The organism is Actinomadura hibisca NBRC 15177 (genome assembly GCF_001552635.1).
In the GTDB taxonomy this organism is placed as follows: Bacteria; Actinomycetota; Actinomycetes; order Streptosporangiales; family Streptosporangiaceae; genus Spirillospora; species Spirillospora hibisca.
In genome coordinates this window covers 38,032-55,457 of the sequence record NZ_BCRO01000072.1, presented here as the reverse complement: position 1 = coordinate 55,457, position 17,426 = coordinate 38,032, and the positions used below count along the sequence as shown (strand labels likewise).

Sequence of the window (17,426 nt, the reverse complement as noted above, 5' to 3'; positions counted from 1 at the left end):
CCCATTCGCGCGTCCGGCATCGCGCACTCGGCATGCCGCTGCCAGATGGTGCGCGGTTGGGTCAGTAGCGTTTGTGGGTGCTTGGGCCCCGGTCCGGATGCCACGTCGAGATCTCCAGGTGGTCGGCCGGGTCGCCGACCTTCGTGTGCACCACCTCGGTGATGTCGAGCACGAAGTATCCCGAGCCCGGCATCGCATTCTCCGCGGGCGGCTCCACCTCCACCGCGCGGCCCGCCATCTTCGCGTCGCCCGGCCAGTCGGACGGGGACTCCGGCGGCTCCAGCGTCGGGCAGTGCAGCGCCACGCGCGGGTCGCGGCGTACGTCGAGCAGCTTCAGCGAGCCGCCCATCATGCCGAACCGCGCCTGCCCGTCCTCGAACGTCATCTCGACCGCGCTGATGCGCGGCGAGCCGTCCTTGCGCAGGGTCGCGATCGTCTTGTTCGTCCCGGCCTGGAACGCCGCGCGCACCTTCTCGGCCAGCTCGGGAGCGGACTTCTCGATCTCCGCCCAGGTCGCCATCAACACCTCCAGGGATCGACCGGTCACATTCCAGCACGCGGGTACGACGGTTTCCGGTCACCGCCGTCAGTCGAGGTCGGGCGGCGGCACGACCGGCGTCACCAGCAGGCGGCCCACCACGCCCACCGCCTGCGACAACACCGCCACCGAGGTGTCGTAGAGCACGTCCAGCTCGCGCTGCGGCCACAGGCTCTCCACCGTGCACCAGGCCATGTCGCGGGCACGGGCCACGCTGAAGCTGCCCAGGATGTGCTTGATCGTCTCGGCGTCCTTGGTGGCCACGCGCAGCAGGTACGGCTCCAGGTCGCGGCGCACCTCGGCCTCGACCTGGGCCAGCAGCCCGTTCACCTTGAGGAAGTCGGCGTGCACCGGTTCCCGGTCGGGCGGCAGGTCGCGCTCGGCGCAGGTCGCGATCACCGCGAGGGCCAGGTCATGGTTGATGTGCGCGTTCATCCCGGCGAGGACGAACTGGAGCGGCCAGACCGTCGTGTCCTCGCGCGCCTGGAACAGGGGACGCCAGCAGCGCTCGGGCCTGCGTCCGGCGAGGGCGGCGTCCACGTTCCTGAAGTACAGGTCCGCGAAGATGACGTCGAGGCGCTGCACGAACTCCAGGTCGGCGAAGAAGCCCTCCTTCAGGTTGCGCAGGACCAGTTCGGTGACGCGCAGGTAGACGCGGTTGAAGCAGGCGACGCCGTCGCCCGGATCGAGCGAACGGTCGATCTCCCGCATCCGCTCGATGACGTCCTGGACCGTGCTCATGGTCTTCTCCCCGAAGTGGCGTGGCCCCCTGCGTCGACCTTAGAACGCGGGGGCGTTGCCGGGGAGGCGATGGCGGGCGCACCATGGGCTCGGTCGAGCGAGCGGGGTGGATGTGTCCGGCGCGGTATGGGTGCGGGAAGCGGTGCTGGACATCGGGGCGGCGGCGTTCCCCGACGCTTCGCCGCTGGTGGTGGACGCCTGGAGTGACCCCTCGCCGATCGCAGGCGGGGTCCGGCACCTGGTGACGGTGGCCATGGGCGGGGACGAGCGGCCCGCCGATCCGGCGGTGTGCGCGGGGCTGCTGCGTGCCTTCACCGACGCCGGGTGGCGGTCGCACGGATCGCACAGCAGGGACGGGGAGACCTGGGCGTACGCGAAGCGGGACGGCTTCGAGGCGCGGCTGTACGAAGGCGCGGGACCGGGGATCCTGGCCGTGACCGCGTGGACGTCCGTGCTGTATCAGGGACGGGATCGTGTGCAGCCCGCGCACACCATCGGCACCGTGGCCGGGGACGCCGTCTTGTGCACCGAGTGCGAGGGGCTCGGCCTGTGCCGGGCCTGCGAAGGCACCAATCGGCTCAACCACCGCAGGTGCCCGGAGTGCACGGCGGGCAACCATGGGCCGGGGTACTGCTCGTACTGTGGTGCGTCCGGAATGATGCAGGTCGACGCGATGCCCGGCTGGCTCGAAGGCCACTTCCCCGGCCTCGCCGAGCCGGAGGCCGAGGAGTCCCTGTTCGGCAGTACGAACACCGGGGCGTTCGTTGACGCCGTTCCCCGCACGTGCAAGACATGCGGGGAACGGCGCTGCGCTTACCGGAACATCGTCACGGCGGACGGGGAGCACCTGAGCTCCCGCTTCTTCGGCCGGTGCCCCCGCTGCGGCGCCAAGCGGGCTTACGCGTACCGGCTTCCCGGCAGCGGGAAATAACGGGGATGCCGTGCTGCCCCCACCGTCGGCGCGAAGTAGCCGGAGGCGGTCGTTCAGGTCAGGCGGCCCAGTTCCACCGAGAAGTTCTCCGCATCCGCCAGCCGCGACCGCAGGGCGGCGCAGCGTTCCTCCACCTGCGTCCGGTAGGACGCCAGGCGGCCCGCCAGCCGGGCCCGCTCGGCCCCGTCCACCCCGGCCGAGCGCAGCCGGTCCAGCACCACCAGCAGGTCCCGCATCTCCTCCAGCGTGAAGTCCAGCGGCTTCATCCGCTTGATGACCATGAGCCGGGCCACGTCGGCGTCGGTGTAGAGGCGGAAGCCGCCCGCCGAGCGCGCGGTGGGCGGCGCGAGGCCGACCTCCTCGTAGTGGCGGATGGTGCGCAGGCTCAGCCCCGTCCGGGCGGCGACCTCGCCGATCCGCAGTCGCGCGGGGGCCACCGGGTCCCTCCCCGGGGCGTCGCGGCCGGTCCCGCCCGCTCCCGCCCGGTCAGCGCCCATCGGATCAGTGCCCGCCGGACAGCTCGCCCGACAGCGCGCCGTGCATCCGCGCGCTGGCCTCGTTCAGGCCGACGATCTCGACGGTCTTGCCGCGCGCGGCGTACTTGGCGGTGACCGCGTCCAGCGCCGCGACCGACGTCGCGTCCCACACGTGCGCGTCGGTCATGTCCACCACCACGTGCTCGGGGTCGCCCGCGTAGTCGAACTGCGAGACGAAGTCGTCGCTGGAGGCGAAGAACAGCTCGCCCGTCACTCCGTACACCGTCCGCCCGCCGTCGGGGTCGCGGACGGCCGACACGTGCACCAGGTGCGCGACCCGGCGCGCGAACACCACCATGGCGGTGACCGAGCCGACCACCACGCCGATCGCGAGGTTGTGGGTGGCGACCACGACCGCGACCGTGATCACCATGACCAGCGTCTCGCCGAGCGGCAGGCGGCGCAGCGTGGCGGGCGCGACCGAGTGCCAGTCGAAGGTGCCGACCGACACCAGGATCATGACGGCGACCAGCGCGGCCATCGGGATGTCGGACACGATCGGCCCGAACACGATGCAGAGCACCATCAGGAACGCCCCGGCGAGGAACGTGGAGATCCGGGTGCGCGCCCCGTTGCCCACGTTGATCATCGTCTGGCCGATCATCGCGCAGCCGCCCATGCCGCCGAAGAAGCCGGTGACGATGTTGGCCACGCCCTGCCCGATCGACTCGCGCGTCTTGTTGGAGCGGGTGTCGGTGATGTCGTCCACCAGCCGGGCCGTCATCAGCGACTCCATCAGCCCCACCAGCGCCATCGCCAGCGCGTACGGGGCGATGACCGTCAGCGTGTGCCAGGTGAACGGCACGTCCGGCAGGCCCGGCACCGGCAGCGACGACGGCAGCTCGCCCTTGTCGCCCACGGTCGGCACCGCGATCCCCGCGCCGAGCGTCAGCGCGGTCAGGATCGCGATCGACACCAGCGGCGCGGGCACCGCCTTGGTCAGCTTCGGGAACAGCACCATCAGCGCCAGCGCGGCGGCGACCAGCGGGTACACCGGCCACGGCACGTCCCGCAGCTCGGGTAGCTGCGCCATGAAGATCAGGATGGCCAGGGCGTTGACGAACCCGACCATCACCGAGCGCGGCACGAACCGCATCAGCTTGGCGACGCCCAGCGCGCCCAGGACCACCTGGAACAGCCCGGCCAGGATGACGGCGGCGACCAGGTAGCCCAAGCCGTGCTCGCGGTTGAGCGGCGCGATGACCAGCGCGACCGCGCCGGTCGCGGCCGAGATCATGGCGGGACGCCCGCCCACGACCGCGATGGTGACGGCCATGGTGAACGAGGCGAACAGCCCGATCCGCGGGTCCACGCCCGCGATGATCGAGAAGGAGATGGCCTCGGGGATCAGCGCCAGCGCCACCACGAGCCCGGCCAGCACCTCGGTGCGCAGCAGCCGGGCGGTGAGCGGGGTGGACGGTCTCAGGCGCGCCGCGACGGCGGGAAGCAAACGTTCTCCAGACGGGGTGGTGCGGCTCAGCCGGCCTCGGCGGCCAGCATCGGGGTGAGGGTGACCTCGGGGTGCTCGCGCTGCACGGCCTGCACCCGCCACTTGTCGACGAACACCGCGATCAGCGCGCCGTCCAGGCGGCGCGTGAAGACCTCCACGCCGCGCCGCCCGGCCAGCGTCGCGGCCGACTCGGCGTCGGTGACGCGGGCGGTGGTGTACTCCATGCGGTCGAGGTTGACCGGCGCGTTGAACTCGTGCTCCATCCGGTGCGCGACCACCTCGAACTGGAGCGGGCCGACCGCCGCGAGGACGGGGGCCTGGTCACCGCGCACGTCGCTGCGCAGCACCTGCACCACGCCCTCGCCGTCGAGCTGGTCGATGCCGCGGCGGAACTGCTTGGCGCGGCCGTTGTCCTTGGCGCGCACGACCATGAAGTGCTCGGGCGCGAACGCCGGGATCGGCGGGAAGGTCACCGGGCGCTTCTCGTACAGGGTGTCGCCGACGATCAGCCCGGTGGAGTTGGGCAGGCCGATCACGTCGCCGGGGAAGGCGGTGTCGAGCGTGGTGCGGTCGCGGCCGAACATCGTCTGCGCGTACTTGGTGGCCAGCGGGCGGCCGGACGGCGCGTGCGTCAGCGTCATGCCGCGCTCGAAGCGGCCCGAGCTGACCCGGATGAAGGCGAGCTGGTCGCGGTGCGCGCGGTCCATGCCCGCCTGCACCTTGAACACCTGCCCGGCGAACGGCGCGGTCACCTCGCGCGGCTCGCCCTTGACGTCAAGGCGCGGCGACGGCGACGGCGCCAGCTTGCAGACGGTCTCCAGCAGCGCCCGCACGCCGAAGTTGGGCAGCGCCGCGCCGAACAGCACCGGCGTGCACTTGCCCGCGGCGAAGTCGTCCATGTCGAGGGTCGCGCCGATCTCGTCGAGCAGCGCCAGCTCCTCCTGCGCCGTCGTCCACGCCTCGCCCTCCTCCTCGGCGGCGCGGTCGGCGGCCACGACCTCCTCCACGGCGCGCTTGACGCCGCCGGGGGCGCGGTCGAAGCGGGTGAAGGTGCCGGTGGCGCGGTCGAGCAGGCCGCGGAAGTCGCCCGCGATGCCGACCGGCCAGGTCAGCGGGGCCGGGCGCAGGCCGATGCGCTGCTCGACCTCGTCCAGCAGCTCCAGCGGCTCGCGGCCGGGCCGGTCCCACTTGTTGACGAAGGTGATGATCGGGATGCCGCGGTGCCGGCACACGTCGAACAGCTTGAGCGTCTGGGCCTCCAGGCCCTTGGCGCTGTCCAGCAGCATGATCGCGGCGTCCACGGCGGCCAGCACCCGGTAGGTGTCCTCGGAGAAGTCGGCGTGGCCGGGGGTGTCCAGCAGGTTCAGCAGCACCTCGCCGTACTCGAAGCGCAACACCGAGGAGGTGATGGAGATGCCGCGGTCGCGCTCCATCGCCATCCAGTCGGAGGTGACGCCGCGCCGGCCGGCCTTGCCGTGCACCGCGCCGGCCGCCTCGATCGCGGCGGCGTGCAGCGCCAGCGCCTCGGTGAGGGTGGACTTGCCGGCGTCGGGGTGACTGATCACCGCGAACGTGCGGCGGCGCGCCGCCTCGCCGGCGATCTGGGCCGTTCCAGCCTGAGCCGTGGTCACCGGTCTCCCCCCGTCGTCGTGAACCGAACAACTCTACCTTTACGTGAGGGTAGGTCGGGTCGCGCGGCGGCTCCGGGGGCCCGACCGGCGTGGCGGCCCCCGCTGCGGCCGGTGGGGATTCGCCCCCGCGTACGCTGGTTGTTCACCCTGTGCGGCGCGGCGTTCACCGCGGGCGATCGCCGCTGCTCAGGAGGGTTCGGGGGGACCTATGCGGGGGAAGCGGCAGACGGTGCGGGGGCGCCGCCTGTGGGCCAGGGTGTTCCATTCGGTCCGGGGCCGCGCGACGGTGATCACCGTGGTGCTGGCGGCGCTGGTGCTGGACGTGTGCGTGGCCCTCGCCCTGATGCTGGTCCGGGACGTGGCGCAGTCCTCGGCGTCGGACTCGGCGGCCCGCACCGTCGAGCGCGTCGTCTACCGGCTCACCGTCGAGGGGCGGGCCCGGCCCCCCGAACCCGGGGCCGGCGACGCCCCCTACATCCAGATCGTCGGCGCCGACCACCGGGTCCTGGCGTCCACCCCCGACCTGGCGGGCCGCCCGCCGCTGGTCCGGACCTACCTCGAACGGGGCGAGCTGCTGGTGGAGCGCCAGGCGTGCCCGTCCTACCTGGACTCCTGCGTCGAGGTGTTCGGGATGCGCATGGCCGAGTCCCCCTACGGCAGGGGCGTGATGGTGCTCGCCGCCCAGCGGCCGTCGCCGTTCCTGCGCGGCTGGCGGCTCCCGCTGGAGATCGGGCTGCTGCTGCTGACGATGCTGACGGCGATCGCCTGGTGGACGTGGCGGACGATCGGCGTGGCGTTCGCCCCGGTGGAGGCGATCCGCGACCAGATGGCCGAGATCAACACCACCGCCGACCTGAAGCAGCGGGTCCCCGAGCCCGGCACCGGCGGGGAGATCCAGGAGCTGGCCGAGACCGTCAACCACACCCTGGAGCGGCTGGAGGAGGCCGCCGGGCGCGAGCGCCGCTTCGTCTCCGACGCCTCGCACGACCTCCGCAACCCCATCGCGGGCATGCACATGCGGCTGGAGAACCTGCTGGAGGAGGACGACGGTTTCGCGTGGAAGCCCGAGGTGCGCGCCGCGCTGCGCGACACCGAGCGGCTCAACGACATCGTGGCGGACCTGCTGGAGCTGTCCCGGCTGGACTCCCGCGCCCCCGCCCCGAAACAGCGCGTGGACCTCGCCGACCTGGTGCGGCGCGAGGTGGAACGCCGCCAGGGCCGCGTCCCGATCGAGACGCGGCTGGCCGAGGGCGCGGTCGTGTCGGCCAACCCGGTCCGGCTCGCGCGGGTGCTGGGCAATCTGGTCAGCAACGCCGAGCGGCACGCCGACTCCCGCGTCGAGGTCACCGTCGCGGTGGACGGCCGGGAAGCGGTGCTGGAGGTGCTCGACGACGGCGCGGGCGTGCCGCCCGAGGCCCGCGAGCGCGTGTTCGAGCGGTTCGCCCGGCTGGCCGACTCCCGGCGCCGCGACCCCGCCGGGACGGGCCTCGGCCTGCCCATCGCCCGCGAGATCGCGCAGACCTACGGCGGGTCGTTGCGCATCGCCGACAGCCCGCGCGGCGCGCGCTTCGTGTTCCGGCTGCCGCTCGCCTCGGCGGGCGTCACCGCGGCTCGATGACCACGACGGGGATCTCCCGGCCGGTCATCGCGCGGTAGTCGTCGTAGACGGGCATGGCCTCGGTGATCAGCCGCCACAGGGCGGGCCGCTCGCCGGGGGCGGCCGTGCGGGCGCGGGCGGGGAAGGATCGCTCGCCCACCTGCACCGTCACCTCGGGGTCGGCGGCCAGGTTGAGGTACCAGGCGGGGTGCCGGTCCGCGCCCCGGTTGGAGGCCGCCAGGAGGTAGCCGTCGCCGTGTGGGACGTAGACGAGAGCGGTGCGCCGCATCTGCCCCGTCTTGCGTCCTCGGGTGGTGAGCAGCAGGTCGTTCATGCCGGGCCGGGGCCGCCCGCCGGTCTCCAGAAAGCGGCGGATGTGCTCGGCGACGAACGGCTCCGGGTTGTCCAGGACGCCGGTCATCCCTGCTCGACCCCGATGTGCGCGCGGTGGTGGGCCGGGGAGTCGATCTCGTCCAGCAGCGCGATCGCGAAGTCGGCGTAGGAGATGCGGCTGTCCATAGCGGCCGGGGCGAGCCGGTAGCGGCCGGTGCGCGGGCCTTCGTGGTCGAAGTCGCCGGACGGGCTGACCACCACCCAGTCGAACTCGGCGTCCTTGCGCAGCGTGTCGTTCCCGGCGGCGTGGCCGAGGGAGAACGACCGGTACTCCTGCGGGTAGCCGGGGGTGTCCATCAGCAGCGTGCCGGACGCGTCCTCCAGCACCGAGGAGAGGCCCACGTGCACCAGACGTCCGACGCCCGCGCGCCGCAGCCCGTCCAGCAGCGCTTCGGCGGCGGTGGTGAAGAACGCGGCGGGCTCGGTGCCGAAGTCGTAGGTGGAGTTGATCGCGGCGTCGTGCCCGGCCGCGACCGCCGCGACGCTCGCGGCGTCGGTGACGTCGCCCGCGACCACGCGCACGCCGTCGGCCGCCAGGTCCCCGTGCTTGGCCGGGTCGCGGACGACGGCGGTCACCGCGTGGCCGCGCCGCCGCGCCTCGGCGACGGCCGCCCGGCCACCGCGTCCGCCCGCTCCGAAAACAACGATCTCGCTCATGGAAGAACCTCCAGGTCGTGTCCCCCGGGACGCTAACCAAGGAGGTGGTTACCGATCGGATACCTCGTTCACAGCGGGCCGGTGGCCGCGCCGGAGCGCGGCTCCAGCACCGCCGAGATCCCGTAGTGGTCGCTGGCCTGCACGCCCTCGATCGGATCCACGAACACCCGTGCGCAGTCGCGGACGCGCAACGGCATCTCGCCGTCGTCGTTGCGGCGCACCAGGATGTAGTCGATCCGCCGGAACGGCCAGTCGTCGGCGTCCATCAGCGGGTTGGCGGGCGTGTAGGTGTGGCCGGGCGCGGTGCCGCGCACGTACTCCCATACGTCCTGGTAGCAGACGCTCGTCCCCTCCAGCGACTGACGGCCGGTCCAGAACCGCATGCTCGCCGACTCCGGCGCGGCGTCCATGTCGCCCGCCACGACCACCGGCAGGTCGCGGCCCGCGAGCATCGCCTCCACCTCGCGCGCGGCGATGACGGCCTGCTGCTCGCGCTCGTACTCCAGGTGGGGACGCCAGCTCGGGAAGTGGTTGGCGAACAGCAGCGGCACCGGGCCGTCCACCTCCGCCAGCAGCGTCGTGCAGGCGGAGTCGGCGGTGCGCGGCGGCACCTCCAGGTCGGCTTCGCGCACCTCGCGCAGCGGCCACCGCGACGCGATCGTGACGCCCTGGCCGTCCGGCTCCCGCTTCGCCGAGTGCGCGAGGTGGTAGCCGTCGCCGAGCAGGTCGGCGGCCTGGTCGTAGTCGTCGCGCTTGGCCGATTCCTGGAACGCGATCAGGTCCGGGTCCAGGCGCGCCAGCCCGGCGGCGAGGGCGTCCCGCCGCCGGGGCCAGTCACCGCGCGTCTCCCACAGGTTGAGCGTCAGCACCCGCATCCCCAGGCGTTACCCGATGGGGGTCAGACCAATCCCTGCGCCAGGACGGCGTCGGCCACGCGCTCGAAACCGGCGATGTTCGCGCCGGTCACGTAGTCGCCGGGCGCGCCGTACCGGTCGGCGGTCTCGGCGACGTTGGCGTGCAGCTCGGTCATGATGCGGGTCAGCTCCTGCTCGACGCGCTCGAACGTCCACAACTCGCGCCCGGCGTTCTGCCGCATCTCCAGCCCGCTGACCGCGACGCCCCCGGCGTTGGCGGCCTTGCCGGGCCCGAACGACACGCCCGCCTCCTGGAACAGCCGGACGGCGTCGGGCGTGACGGGCATGTTCGCGCCCTCCGACACCGCGCGCACGCCGTTGCGGATCAGGACGTGCGCGGCCCCGGCGTCCAGCTCGTTCTGGGTGGCCGAGGGCAGCGCGAGGTCGGCGGGCACGTCCCACACGCTGCCGCCCGGCACGAAGCGCGCCGAGGAGCCGCGCCGCTCGGCGTAGTCGGAGACGCGGCCGCGCTCGACCTCCTTGACCTGCTTGAGCAGCGCGAGGTCGATGCCCTTGTCGTCCACGACGTAGCCGGAGGAGTCGGAGACCGTCAGCACGTTCGCGCCGAACGCCTGCGCCTTCTCGACGCTGTGGATCGCGACGTTGCCCGAGCCCGACACCACGACCTGGAGCCCCTCCAGGTCCTCGCCGCGGCGCAGCAACATCTCGCGCGCGAACAGCACGTTGCCGTACCCGGTGGCCTCCACGCGGCCCGGCGAGCCGCCCCAGCCGAGGCCCTTGCCGGTGAGCACGCCCGCCTCCCAGCGGCCGGTGATCCGCCGGTACTGGCCGAACAGGTAGCCGAGCTCGCGGCCGCCGACGCCGATGTCCCCGGCCGGGACGTCGGTGTGCTCGCCCAGGTGCCGGTACAGCTCGGTCATGAACGACTGCGCGAACCGCATGACCTCCGCGTCGGAGCGGCCGTGCGGGTCGAAGTCGCTGCCGCCCTTGCCGCCGCCGAGGTTGAGGCCGGTCAGGGCGTTCTTGAAGACCTGCTCGAAGCCGAGGAACTTCACCACCGACAACGACACGCTGGGGTGGAAGCGCAGGCCGCCCTTGTACGGGCCGAGCGCGCCGTTGAACTCGACGCGGAAGCCGCGGTTGACGCGGACGCGACCGGAGTCGTCCTGCCACGGCACCCGGAACATGAGCTGCCGGTCGGGTTCGGTCAGGCGCTCCAGCATCGCGGCGTCGATCAGTTCGGGGCGGGCGGCCAGCACCGGGCCCAGCGTCTCCAGGACCTCGCCGACGGCCTGGTGGAACTCCGGCTCGCCCGGGTCGCGCGCCTGGAGGTGCGCGTAGAGCCGCTCCAGCTCGGTGGCGGTGGCGGCCGGGACCGGGTGGCGGAAGGTCAGGGACACGGTTTTCCTTTCGTCGGCTACGGGATCGTACGAGCCCGGACCGGGAGCCGTTCAGCGAGCGGCGGGAGCGGACGCTCCAGCAAACCGCCTGAGCAGGCGTTCTAGCAAAGCGCGGCGCAGCGCGGCGCCCGTCGCGTGAGCGGGATCAGGGCCAGCGCGCAGGCGGCGGGGACCGCCAGCGCGGCGAGCGGCCCGGCCTGGAGGCCGAGCAGGACCAGGCCCGTGACGGCGACGGCGGCGACGCCCGCCAACTCCTGCGCCGTTCCCAGGATCGCGGCGGCCTGGCCTGCGAGTTCGTCGCCCGCGGCGGCCAGCGCCGCCGAGATCAGCGGGGACATCGCCAGACCCATCCCGGCCCCGGCGAGCAGCAGGCCGGGCAGCAGGCGCGCCGGGTGCGGGCCCGGCGCGGCGACGGCGAGCGCCAGCAGCCCGGCGGCCAGCAGGAACGCGCCGGTCGGCGGTCCGAACCGCTCGGCGCGCGGGGCGGCGGCGCAGAAGCCCGCGTTCAGCGCCGTGAAGATCGTCCCGGCGGCGAGCGGGCCGAGGCCGTGGTGTTCCTGGAGCACCAGGGCCAGCACGAACGTCAGCCCGGCCGAGGTCGCGAACAGCAGCGCGACGGCGGCCAGCGCGCGGGCGAACGCGCCGTCGCGCAGCAGCGCCGGGTCGAGCAGCGGCGCGCGGCCTGCGGCGACGCGGCGACGTTGCCCGGCCACGAACGCGCCCAGGACCGGGACTGCCGCGACTAGGGCGGGCCACCGGCCGGGGTCGGTCAGCGGCAGGATCACCAGCACCAGGCCCGCCGCCAGCAGGAGCGCGCCGCCGAGGTCCAGCGGCCGGGCGGGGCCGAACGTCTCGGGCACCAGGCGGCGCAGCGGCGCGAGCGCGGCGAGGCCGACCGGGACGTTCACCAGGAAGCAGGTCCGCCAGCCGAGCCCGCCCACGTCGGCGGCGATCAGCAGGCCGCCGAGGGCCTGCCCGCTCATCCCGGCGAGGCCGACGGTCGTGCCGTACCAGGCGAACGCCCGCGCGCGGTCCGCGCCGGGGTACAGCGCGCCCAGCAGCGCCAGGACCTGCGGGGCGAGCAGCGCGGCGGCGACGCCCTGCGCGACGCGCGCGGCCACCAGCGTCCCGGCGGTGGGGGCCATGCCGCAGGCGGCCGACGCGAGCGTGAACAGGACGAGCCCGGCGGTGAAGACACGCCGCCGCCCGTACCGGTCGCCGAGGCGGCCCGCGACCACCAGCGACGCCGCGTACGCCAGGCCGTAACCGGCGGCGACCAGGGACGTCGCGGTGGGTCCGGCGGCCAGCTCGCGGCGGGCGGAGGGCAGCGCGACGTTGACGATGAAGAAGTCCAGCGTGGTCATGAAGACCGCCGCCAGCAGCGGCAGCGCCCGGACCCGTCCGGCCGTCGTCGTCCGGGGCGGGGCCGGGAGGGTGAGCGTCATCGGGGGGTCTCCTCGCTTCGTGGCATGACCCCGAACCCCGCCGGGCCCCGTGGGGTTGCGAACGCCCCCTCCGCCGGGAGGGGCGGAGGGGGCGCGGGGTGCGGATCAGCCGAGGTCGCGCGTGACGACCCGGTAGACGGCGCCGAGGCCGTCCTCGCCGAGCCCGCCGTTCACGCCCTTCCAGAACAGGTCGCGCAGCGCCTGCGGGAAGGCGGTGTCGAGCCCGGCCTCGACGCTGGCCTCGACCACGTGGTCCGCGCCGACGGCCTGCATGTGCAGGGAGTTCTCGCCGCCGGGGAACTCGCCCGCCGCGATCTCGTTGGCGAGGATCTGGGCGTAGCCCATCGGCCCCTCGGAGGCCAGGTCGGCGAACAGCTCCCGGCCGAACGGCAGGTACGCCTCGGGCGTGACGCCGTACTTGCCGACCAGCGCGGTGGCGTGCATGAAGCTCGCCAGCGACGACCAGAACGTGAACAGCTGCGCCTGGTAGAACGCCATCGCCAGGCCCAGGTCGGGGCCGACGTAGGTGGTGTCGGCCAGCACCTTCAGCGTGGCGCGGTGCTCGTCCAGGATCTGCTCGGGACCGCTGTAGAACACGTACGCGCCGGGCTGGCCGATGCCGGGCGGCGGCGTCATGATCCCGCCGGTGAGCAGGGCCGCGCCGCGCCCGGCCGCCCACTCCCCGGCCTTGCGCAGCTCCTCGGGCGAGCCGGAGCTGAGGTTGACCAGCGTCGCGCCGTTGAGGTCGCCGTCGCCGAACGAGTCGTACATGGCCTGGTAGTGGGTCTGGCTGATGACCGTCACGTCCGCCGCGGCGGCGGCCTCGGCGGCGCTCGCGGCGAGCGTCGCGCCCTGCCCGACCAGCGCGTCGGCCTTGCTCGCGGTGCGGTTCCAGACGGTGGTGGGGTATCCGGCCTTCAGGAAGGTCTCGGCCATCATCGCGCCCATCGGGCCGAGGCCGATGACCGCTACCGCCGGACGCTGGTTCTCCGCCATATCGTGCTCCCTGCTGTTCGTTTCGCTTGATTGGTCCCAGCGTCGGGCGGGCCGCTACGGGAAACCTTCGGGGCGGCTACTGGACTTAGGCTGATCTGGTGCTTTTTGGGGTGTTGGGGTCGCTCGCGGTGTGGACGGCGGAGGGCGCACCGGTCGCCGTTCCCGAGGCGAAGGTGCGGGCGCTGCTGGCGGACCTGCTGGTCACGCCGGGCCGTCCGGTGCCGGTGGACCGCCTGGTGGAGGACCTGTGGGGCGACCGGCCGCCACGCAACCCGACGGGGACGCTCCAGGCGCGCGTGTCGCAGCTCCGGTCCGCGCTGGGCGACCGTTCCCTGGTGGTGACGCGTCCGCCGGGATACGCGCTGGACGTGGCGGCGGACGCGGTGGACGCGGGCCGCTTCACGGCGCTGGTCGCGCGGGCGCGCGAGGCGGGCGATCCCCGCTCTAGGGCGAGCCTTCTGGCAGACGCGTTGGGCTTGTGGCGCGGCCCCGCGTTCGCCGACTTCGCGGATCTGGCGTTCGCGCAACCGGCTATCGCCGCGCTGGAGGAACAGCGCCTGACGGCCCGCGAGGAGCACGCCGAAGCCCGCCTGGAACTAGGCGAGCACGCCGCGCTGGCCGACGAGCTGGCACCGCTGGTGGCCGAGCATCCGCTACGCGAACGGCTGCGCGCGGCGCACCTGCTGGCGCTCTACCGCGCGGGACGCCAGACCGAGGCGTTGGCCGGGTACGCCGATATCCGGACGCGGCTGGCCGACGAGCTGGGCCTCGATCCCGGACCGGAACTGGCGGCGCTGCATCAGGCGATCCTTGAGCAGTCGCCGGAGACGTCTGCGCCGCCCAGTTCCCGCACCAACCTGCCCGCCGTGCTGGGCGAGCTGGTGGGCCGTGCCGACGCGATCGCCGAGACGCGCGTGCTGCTGCGCGACCACCGCCTGGTGACGCTCACCGGCCCCGGCGGCGTCGGCAAGACGCGGCTGGCGCTGGAGACGGCGGCGCGCTCGGTGGCGGCGTTCCCGGACGGGGTGTGGCTGGTGGAGCTGGCGGGCTCGGCCGCCGAGCCCGCCGAGGTGATCGCGGCGACGCTGGGCGTGCGGGACGAGGCGGGGCCGCTGGAGTGCCCGGCGGAGCGGCTGGGCGGTGCGCTGGGCGACCGGCGGCTGCTGCTGGTGCTGGACAACTGCGAGCACCTGATCGAGGAGGTCGCCGAGCTGGCCGAGCGCCTGCTGAGCGCCGCCCCCGGGCTCCGCGTCCTGGCGACGTCCCGGGAGCCGCTCGACATCCCGGGCGAGCGGGTCGAGCCGGTGCGCCCCCTGCACCTGCCGGGCGCGGACATCGCCCCGGAGACCCTGCGCACGTTCAGCGCCGTGGAGCTGTTCGTCACCCGCGCGGCGGCGTCCTCCCCCGGCTTCGCGCTGACGCCGGAGACGGCCGCGCCGGTGGCGGCGATCTGCCGCCGCCTGGACGGGCTGCCGCTGGCGCTGGAGCTGGCGGCGACGCGGGTGCGGTCGCTGGGCGTGCACGAGCTGGCCGCACGGCTGGACGACCGGTTCACGGTGCTGAAGGCGGGCAAGCGCGGCGGCCCGGCGCGGCAGCGGACCCTCCGCGCGGTGATCGACTGGAGCTGGGAGTTGTTGTCGCCCGCCGAGCGGACGGTGTTGCGCCGCCTGGCCGTCCACGCGGACGGCTGCACGCTGGAGGCGGCGGAGCGGGTGAGCGGCGCTGATCTGGACGTCCTCCCGCATCTCGTGGACCGCTCCCTGGTCGTGCACGCCAACGGCCGGTACCGGCTGCTGGAGTCGGTGGCGGCCTACTGCCAGGAACGCCTGGACGAAGCAGGAGAGCAGCAAGAACTCCGCGAACGCCACGCGCGCTACTACAGCGACCTGGCAGAACGGGCCGCGTCCAAGCTGCGCGGTCCCGAACAGAGCGTCTGGCTGGCCCGTCTGGACCAGGAGTACGCGAATCTGCGCCTGGCTCTGGAAACGACCGCCGATCCCCTGCGCCTGGTGAACGCGCTGGCCTGGTACTGGTACCTGCGCGGCCGCCTTACCGAGGCCCGCCGCGCGCTGGCGAAGGCGCTGGAAGCGTCGTCCGGCCCTCGGGCCGAAGCGATGGCCTGGCACACGGGGATGGTGTGCGCCCAAGGGGAGGGCGTCTCCGAAGAGGCGATCGAAGAGATCCTGGCCGCCTTCGACGAACCGCTCCCCCGCGCCCGCGCGCAGTGGTTCCTGACGAATCTGCGCTGGTACTACGGCGACCTGGAGAAGCACAACGAACGGGCCCGGGAGACGCTGGAGACGTTCCGTTCCCACGGCGACCGCTGGGGCGAAGCGGCCGCGCTGGTCCTCCTGGCGAAGCTGGCCATCGTGGACGGCGACCTGGACGCCCTCCGCGCGTCGGGCGAGCGGAGTTTGGCGCTGTTCACCGAGCTGGGCGACGCGTGGGGCCGCCAGGAAGCGTCCGACGCGCTCTCGCGCTGGGCGGAGATCGTCGGCGACCTGGAACTGGCGGCCCGGCTGCGGCGCGACGAGCTGCGCGTGGCCGAGGAGCTCCAGATGTGGACGGAGGTCTCGGTGAAGTTGACGGGCCTGGGCCGTCTGGCACTGCTGGAAGGCGACCTGGACCGGGCCGAGGACCTGCACCGTCGCGCCCACACGATGGCCAGGCGGCATTCCAGCCGCACGGCGGAGGAGTTCGCCGCGACGGGCCTGGCGCTGGTCGCGCGCCGCCGGGGCGACCTGGACGCGGCCGAGGAGTACCTGCGTCCCTGGCTGGAGTGGCTGCGAAGCATCGGGGGCACGGCGGGAATCGCCTTCATCCTGGCGCAGCTCGGCTTCGTCGCCGAGCAGCGGGGCGACGCCGCCGAGGCCCTGGCGCTGCACACCGAGGGCCTGCGGGCCGCCGAGGAGACCGGCGATCCGCGGGCGGTCGCGCTGGCGCAGGAGGGCCTGGCGGGGGCGTACGCCCTGGCCGGGGAGACGGCCGAGGCGGTCCGGCTGCTGGCGGCCGCGTCCGCCGCCCGCACGGCGGCCGGGGCTCCGCTGCCGCCGCCGGAGCGCCACGACGTGGACCGGATCCGCGCCAGGCTTGCCTCCGCCAATCTAGATCTCTAGTATCCAGATATGCGGATGAGCGAGGGGGTCGAGTGGGCGGCGCACGTGTGCCTGCTGCTCGACTGGCTGGGCGACGGGCGGCCGGTGTCCACCGGCCGGCTGGCCGCCGGCTACGACCTGCCCCCGCCCTACCTGAACAAACAGCTCCAGGCGCTGGTCAGGGCGGGCATCGCGACCTCGACGGCCGGGGCGCGCGGCGGCTTCCGCCTCGCCCGCCCGCTCGAAAAGATCACGATGATGGACCTGGTGACCGCGATCGAGGGCCCGGAGCCGGCGTTCCAGTGCACCGAGATCCGCCGCCAGGGCATGGGCGAGACCACGCCGAAGTCGGCGTTCACGAGCCCGTGCGCGGTGAACGCCGCGATGACGAGGGCGGAGATGGCCTGGCGGCGGTCGCTGGCCGCGCAGACGCTCGCGGACGTGGCGGCCGACGCGGAGCGGGACAGTCCGGGCCTGCCCGAACGAGTGCGCGCCTGGTACGCGAGCCAGAAAACCTGACCCACCCCCAGAATCGACCTCCGCACACCCGCAATCTGGATATCCCCCATCTCATTAAGGAGAACACGATGAGCCGGATGCCCGACATCTACGCGCTGGCCACCCCCGGGTACCAGGGCCTGCTCGACGTCGAGACCTTCCTCGGCGGCACCGAGGTCCCCAAGCGCACGCTGGAGCTGGTCAAGCTGCGCGTCAGCCAGATCAACGGCTGCGGCCTCTGCGTGGACATGCACTCCCACGACGCCAAGCGCGGCGGCGAGACCGACGAGCGCCTGTGGTCGGTGGCGGCCTGGCGCGAGGCGTCCTGGTACACCGACGAGGAGCGCGCCGCGCTGGCCCTGGCGGAGGCCGCCACCCGCATCGCCGACAACGGCGCGGGCGTCCCCGACGAGGTCTGGGACCAGGCCGCCGACCACTACGGCGAGAAGGAGCTGGCCGCGTTGATCATGGCGATCGCCACGATCAACGCCTGGAACCGCATCCACGTCACCATCCGCACCCCCGCCGGGGCGCTGCGCAAGGCGTCCTGACCCCCGGCCGCCGACCGCCCGGCCCGCCCCGTGAGGGCCGGGCGGACCCGGTGGCCTGATCGGGACGAACCGGGTACGCGGCCGGGGGCGAT

General features: G+C 73.6%; 16 protein-coding genes. 5 read left to right on the top strand and 11 right to left on the bottom strand.

The window, feature by feature from the left end:
* Nucleotides 1-61: 61 nt before the first annotated feature.
* Nucleotides 62-520: a pyridoxamine 5'-phosphate oxidase family protein gene (locus AH6_RS29750; protein ID WP_067486475.1), complete on the bottom strand. Its 459-nt coding sequence runs from the start codon at nt 518-520 to the stop codon at nt 62-64.
* A 66-nt stretch (nt 521-586) separates the two neighbouring features.
* The gene (locus AH6_RS29745; RefSeq protein WP_067486472.1) at nt 587-1,279 is read right to left on the bottom strand and encodes a DUF5995 family protein; all 693 of its coding nucleotides are present in this window, start codon (nt 1,277-1,279) and stop codon (nt 587-589) included.
* Nucleotides 1,280-1,391: 112 nt separating this feature from the next.
* Here AH6_RS29745 and AH6_RS29740 point away from each other — a divergent pair, with 112 nt between their 5' ends.
* Entirely contained in the window at nt 1,392-2,210 is an 819-nt protein-coding gene (locus AH6_RS29740) for a hypothetical protein (protein WP_157431806.1), read from the top strand.
* A gap of 53 nt (nt 2,211-2,263) precedes the next feature.
* Here AH6_RS29740 and AH6_RS29735 read toward each other — a convergent pair whose 3' ends face one another.
* From AH6_RS29735 to AH6_RS29725, 3 genes are all read right to left on the bottom strand, one after another.
* The gene (locus tag AH6_RS29735; RefSeq protein ID WP_067486466.1) at nt 2,264-2,647 is read right to left on the bottom strand and encodes a MerR family transcriptional regulator; all 384 of its coding nucleotides are present in this window, start codon (nt 2,645-2,647) and stop codon (nt 2,264-2,266) included.
* A 64-nt stretch (nt 2,648-2,711) separates the two neighbouring features.
* Nucleotides 2,712-4,196, bottom strand: a complete 1,485-nt coding sequence (locus tag AH6_RS29730; RefSeq protein WP_067486463.1) for a SulP family inorganic anion transporter — start codon at nt 4,194-4,196, stop codon at nt 2,712-2,714.
* 26 nt (nt 4,197-4,222) lie between these two features.
* A complete protein-coding gene (locus tag AH6_RS29725) occupies nt 4,223-5,827 on the bottom strand; it encodes a peptide chain release factor 3 (RefSeq protein ID WP_067486460.1) in 1,605 nt (534 codons plus the stop codon).
* Between the two features lie 208 nt (nt 5,828-6,035).
* Between AH6_RS29725 and AH6_RS29720 the strand changes: the two genes are divergently transcribed.
* Entirely contained in the window at nt 6,036-7,445 is a 1,410-nt protein-coding gene (locus AH6_RS29720; RefSeq protein WP_067486457.1) for a sensor histidine kinase, read from the top strand.
* On the opposite strand, the gene AH6_RS29715 is transcribed toward AH6_RS29720, so the two are convergent.
* The 6 genes from AH6_RS29715 to AH6_RS29690 form a co-directional block, all read right to left on the bottom strand.
* The gene (locus AH6_RS29715) at nt 7,429-7,845 is read right to left on the bottom strand and encodes a nitroreductase family deazaflavin-dependent oxidoreductase (protein WP_067486453.1); all 417 of its coding nucleotides are present in this window, start codon (nt 7,843-7,845) and stop codon (nt 7,429-7,431) included. The two genes, AH6_RS29720 and AH6_RS29715, sit on opposite strands and share 17 nt — an antisense overlap.
* The gene (locus tag AH6_RS29710; protein WP_067486450.1) at nt 7,842-8,474 is read right to left on the bottom strand and encodes an NAD(P)-dependent oxidoreductase; all 633 of its coding nucleotides are present in this window, start codon (nt 8,472-8,474) and stop codon (nt 7,842-7,844) included. Before AH6_RS29710 ends, AH6_RS29715 begins: the two co-directional genes overlap by 4 nt.
* Before the next feature lie 68 nt (nt 8,475-8,542).
* Nucleotides 8,543-9,349 (bottom strand): endonuclease/exonuclease/phosphatase family protein, encoded by an 807-nt coding sequence (locus AH6_RS29705; protein ID WP_067486447.1) that lies wholly within the window; start codon nt 9,347-9,349, stop codon nt 8,543-8,545.
* A gap of 23 nt (nt 9,350-9,372) precedes the next feature.
* Entirely contained in the window at nt 9,373-10,701 is a 1,329-nt protein-coding gene (gene gdhA, locus AH6_RS29700) for an NADP-specific glutamate dehydrogenase (protein WP_169807939.1), read from the bottom strand.
* Between the two features lie 149 nt (nt 10,702-10,850).
* Complete coding sequence (locus AH6_RS29695) at nt 10,851-12,194, bottom strand: MFS transporter (RefSeq protein WP_067486444.1); 1,344 nt, start codon at nt 12,192-12,194, stop codon at nt 10,851-10,853.
* Between the two features lie 105 nt (nt 12,195-12,299).
* Nucleotides 12,300-13,190 carry an NAD(P)-dependent oxidoreductase gene (locus tag AH6_RS29690; RefSeq protein ID WP_067486441.1) on the bottom strand — a complete coding sequence of 297 codons (891 nt, stop codon included), beginning with the start codon at nt 13,188-13,190 and terminating at the stop codon, nt 12,300-12,302.
* 98 nt (nt 13,191-13,288) lie between these two features.
* Between AH6_RS29690 and AH6_RS29685 the strand changes: the two genes are divergently transcribed.
* The 3 genes from AH6_RS29685 (at nt 13,289) to AH6_RS29675 (ending at nt 17,334) form a co-directional block, all read left to right on the top strand.
* Nucleotides 13,289-16,306, top strand: a complete 3,018-nt coding sequence (locus AH6_RS29685; protein ID WP_083983598.1) for an AfsR/SARP family transcriptional regulator — start codon at nt 13,289-13,291, stop codon at nt 16,304-16,306.
* 9 nt (nt 16,307-16,315) lie between these two features.
* On the top strand, nt 16,316-16,804 hold the full coding sequence (locus AH6_RS29680) for an RrF2 family transcriptional regulator (protein WP_067486434.1): 489 nt from the start codon (nt 16,316-16,318) through the stop codon (nt 16,802-16,804).
* A gap of 68 nt (nt 16,805-16,872) precedes the next feature.
* Entirely contained in the window at nt 16,873-17,334 is a 462-nt protein-coding gene (locus AH6_RS29675; RefSeq protein WP_067486430.1) for a carboxymuconolactone decarboxylase family protein, read from the top strand.
* The last annotated feature ends 92 nt before the right edge of the window (nt 17,335-17,426 follow it).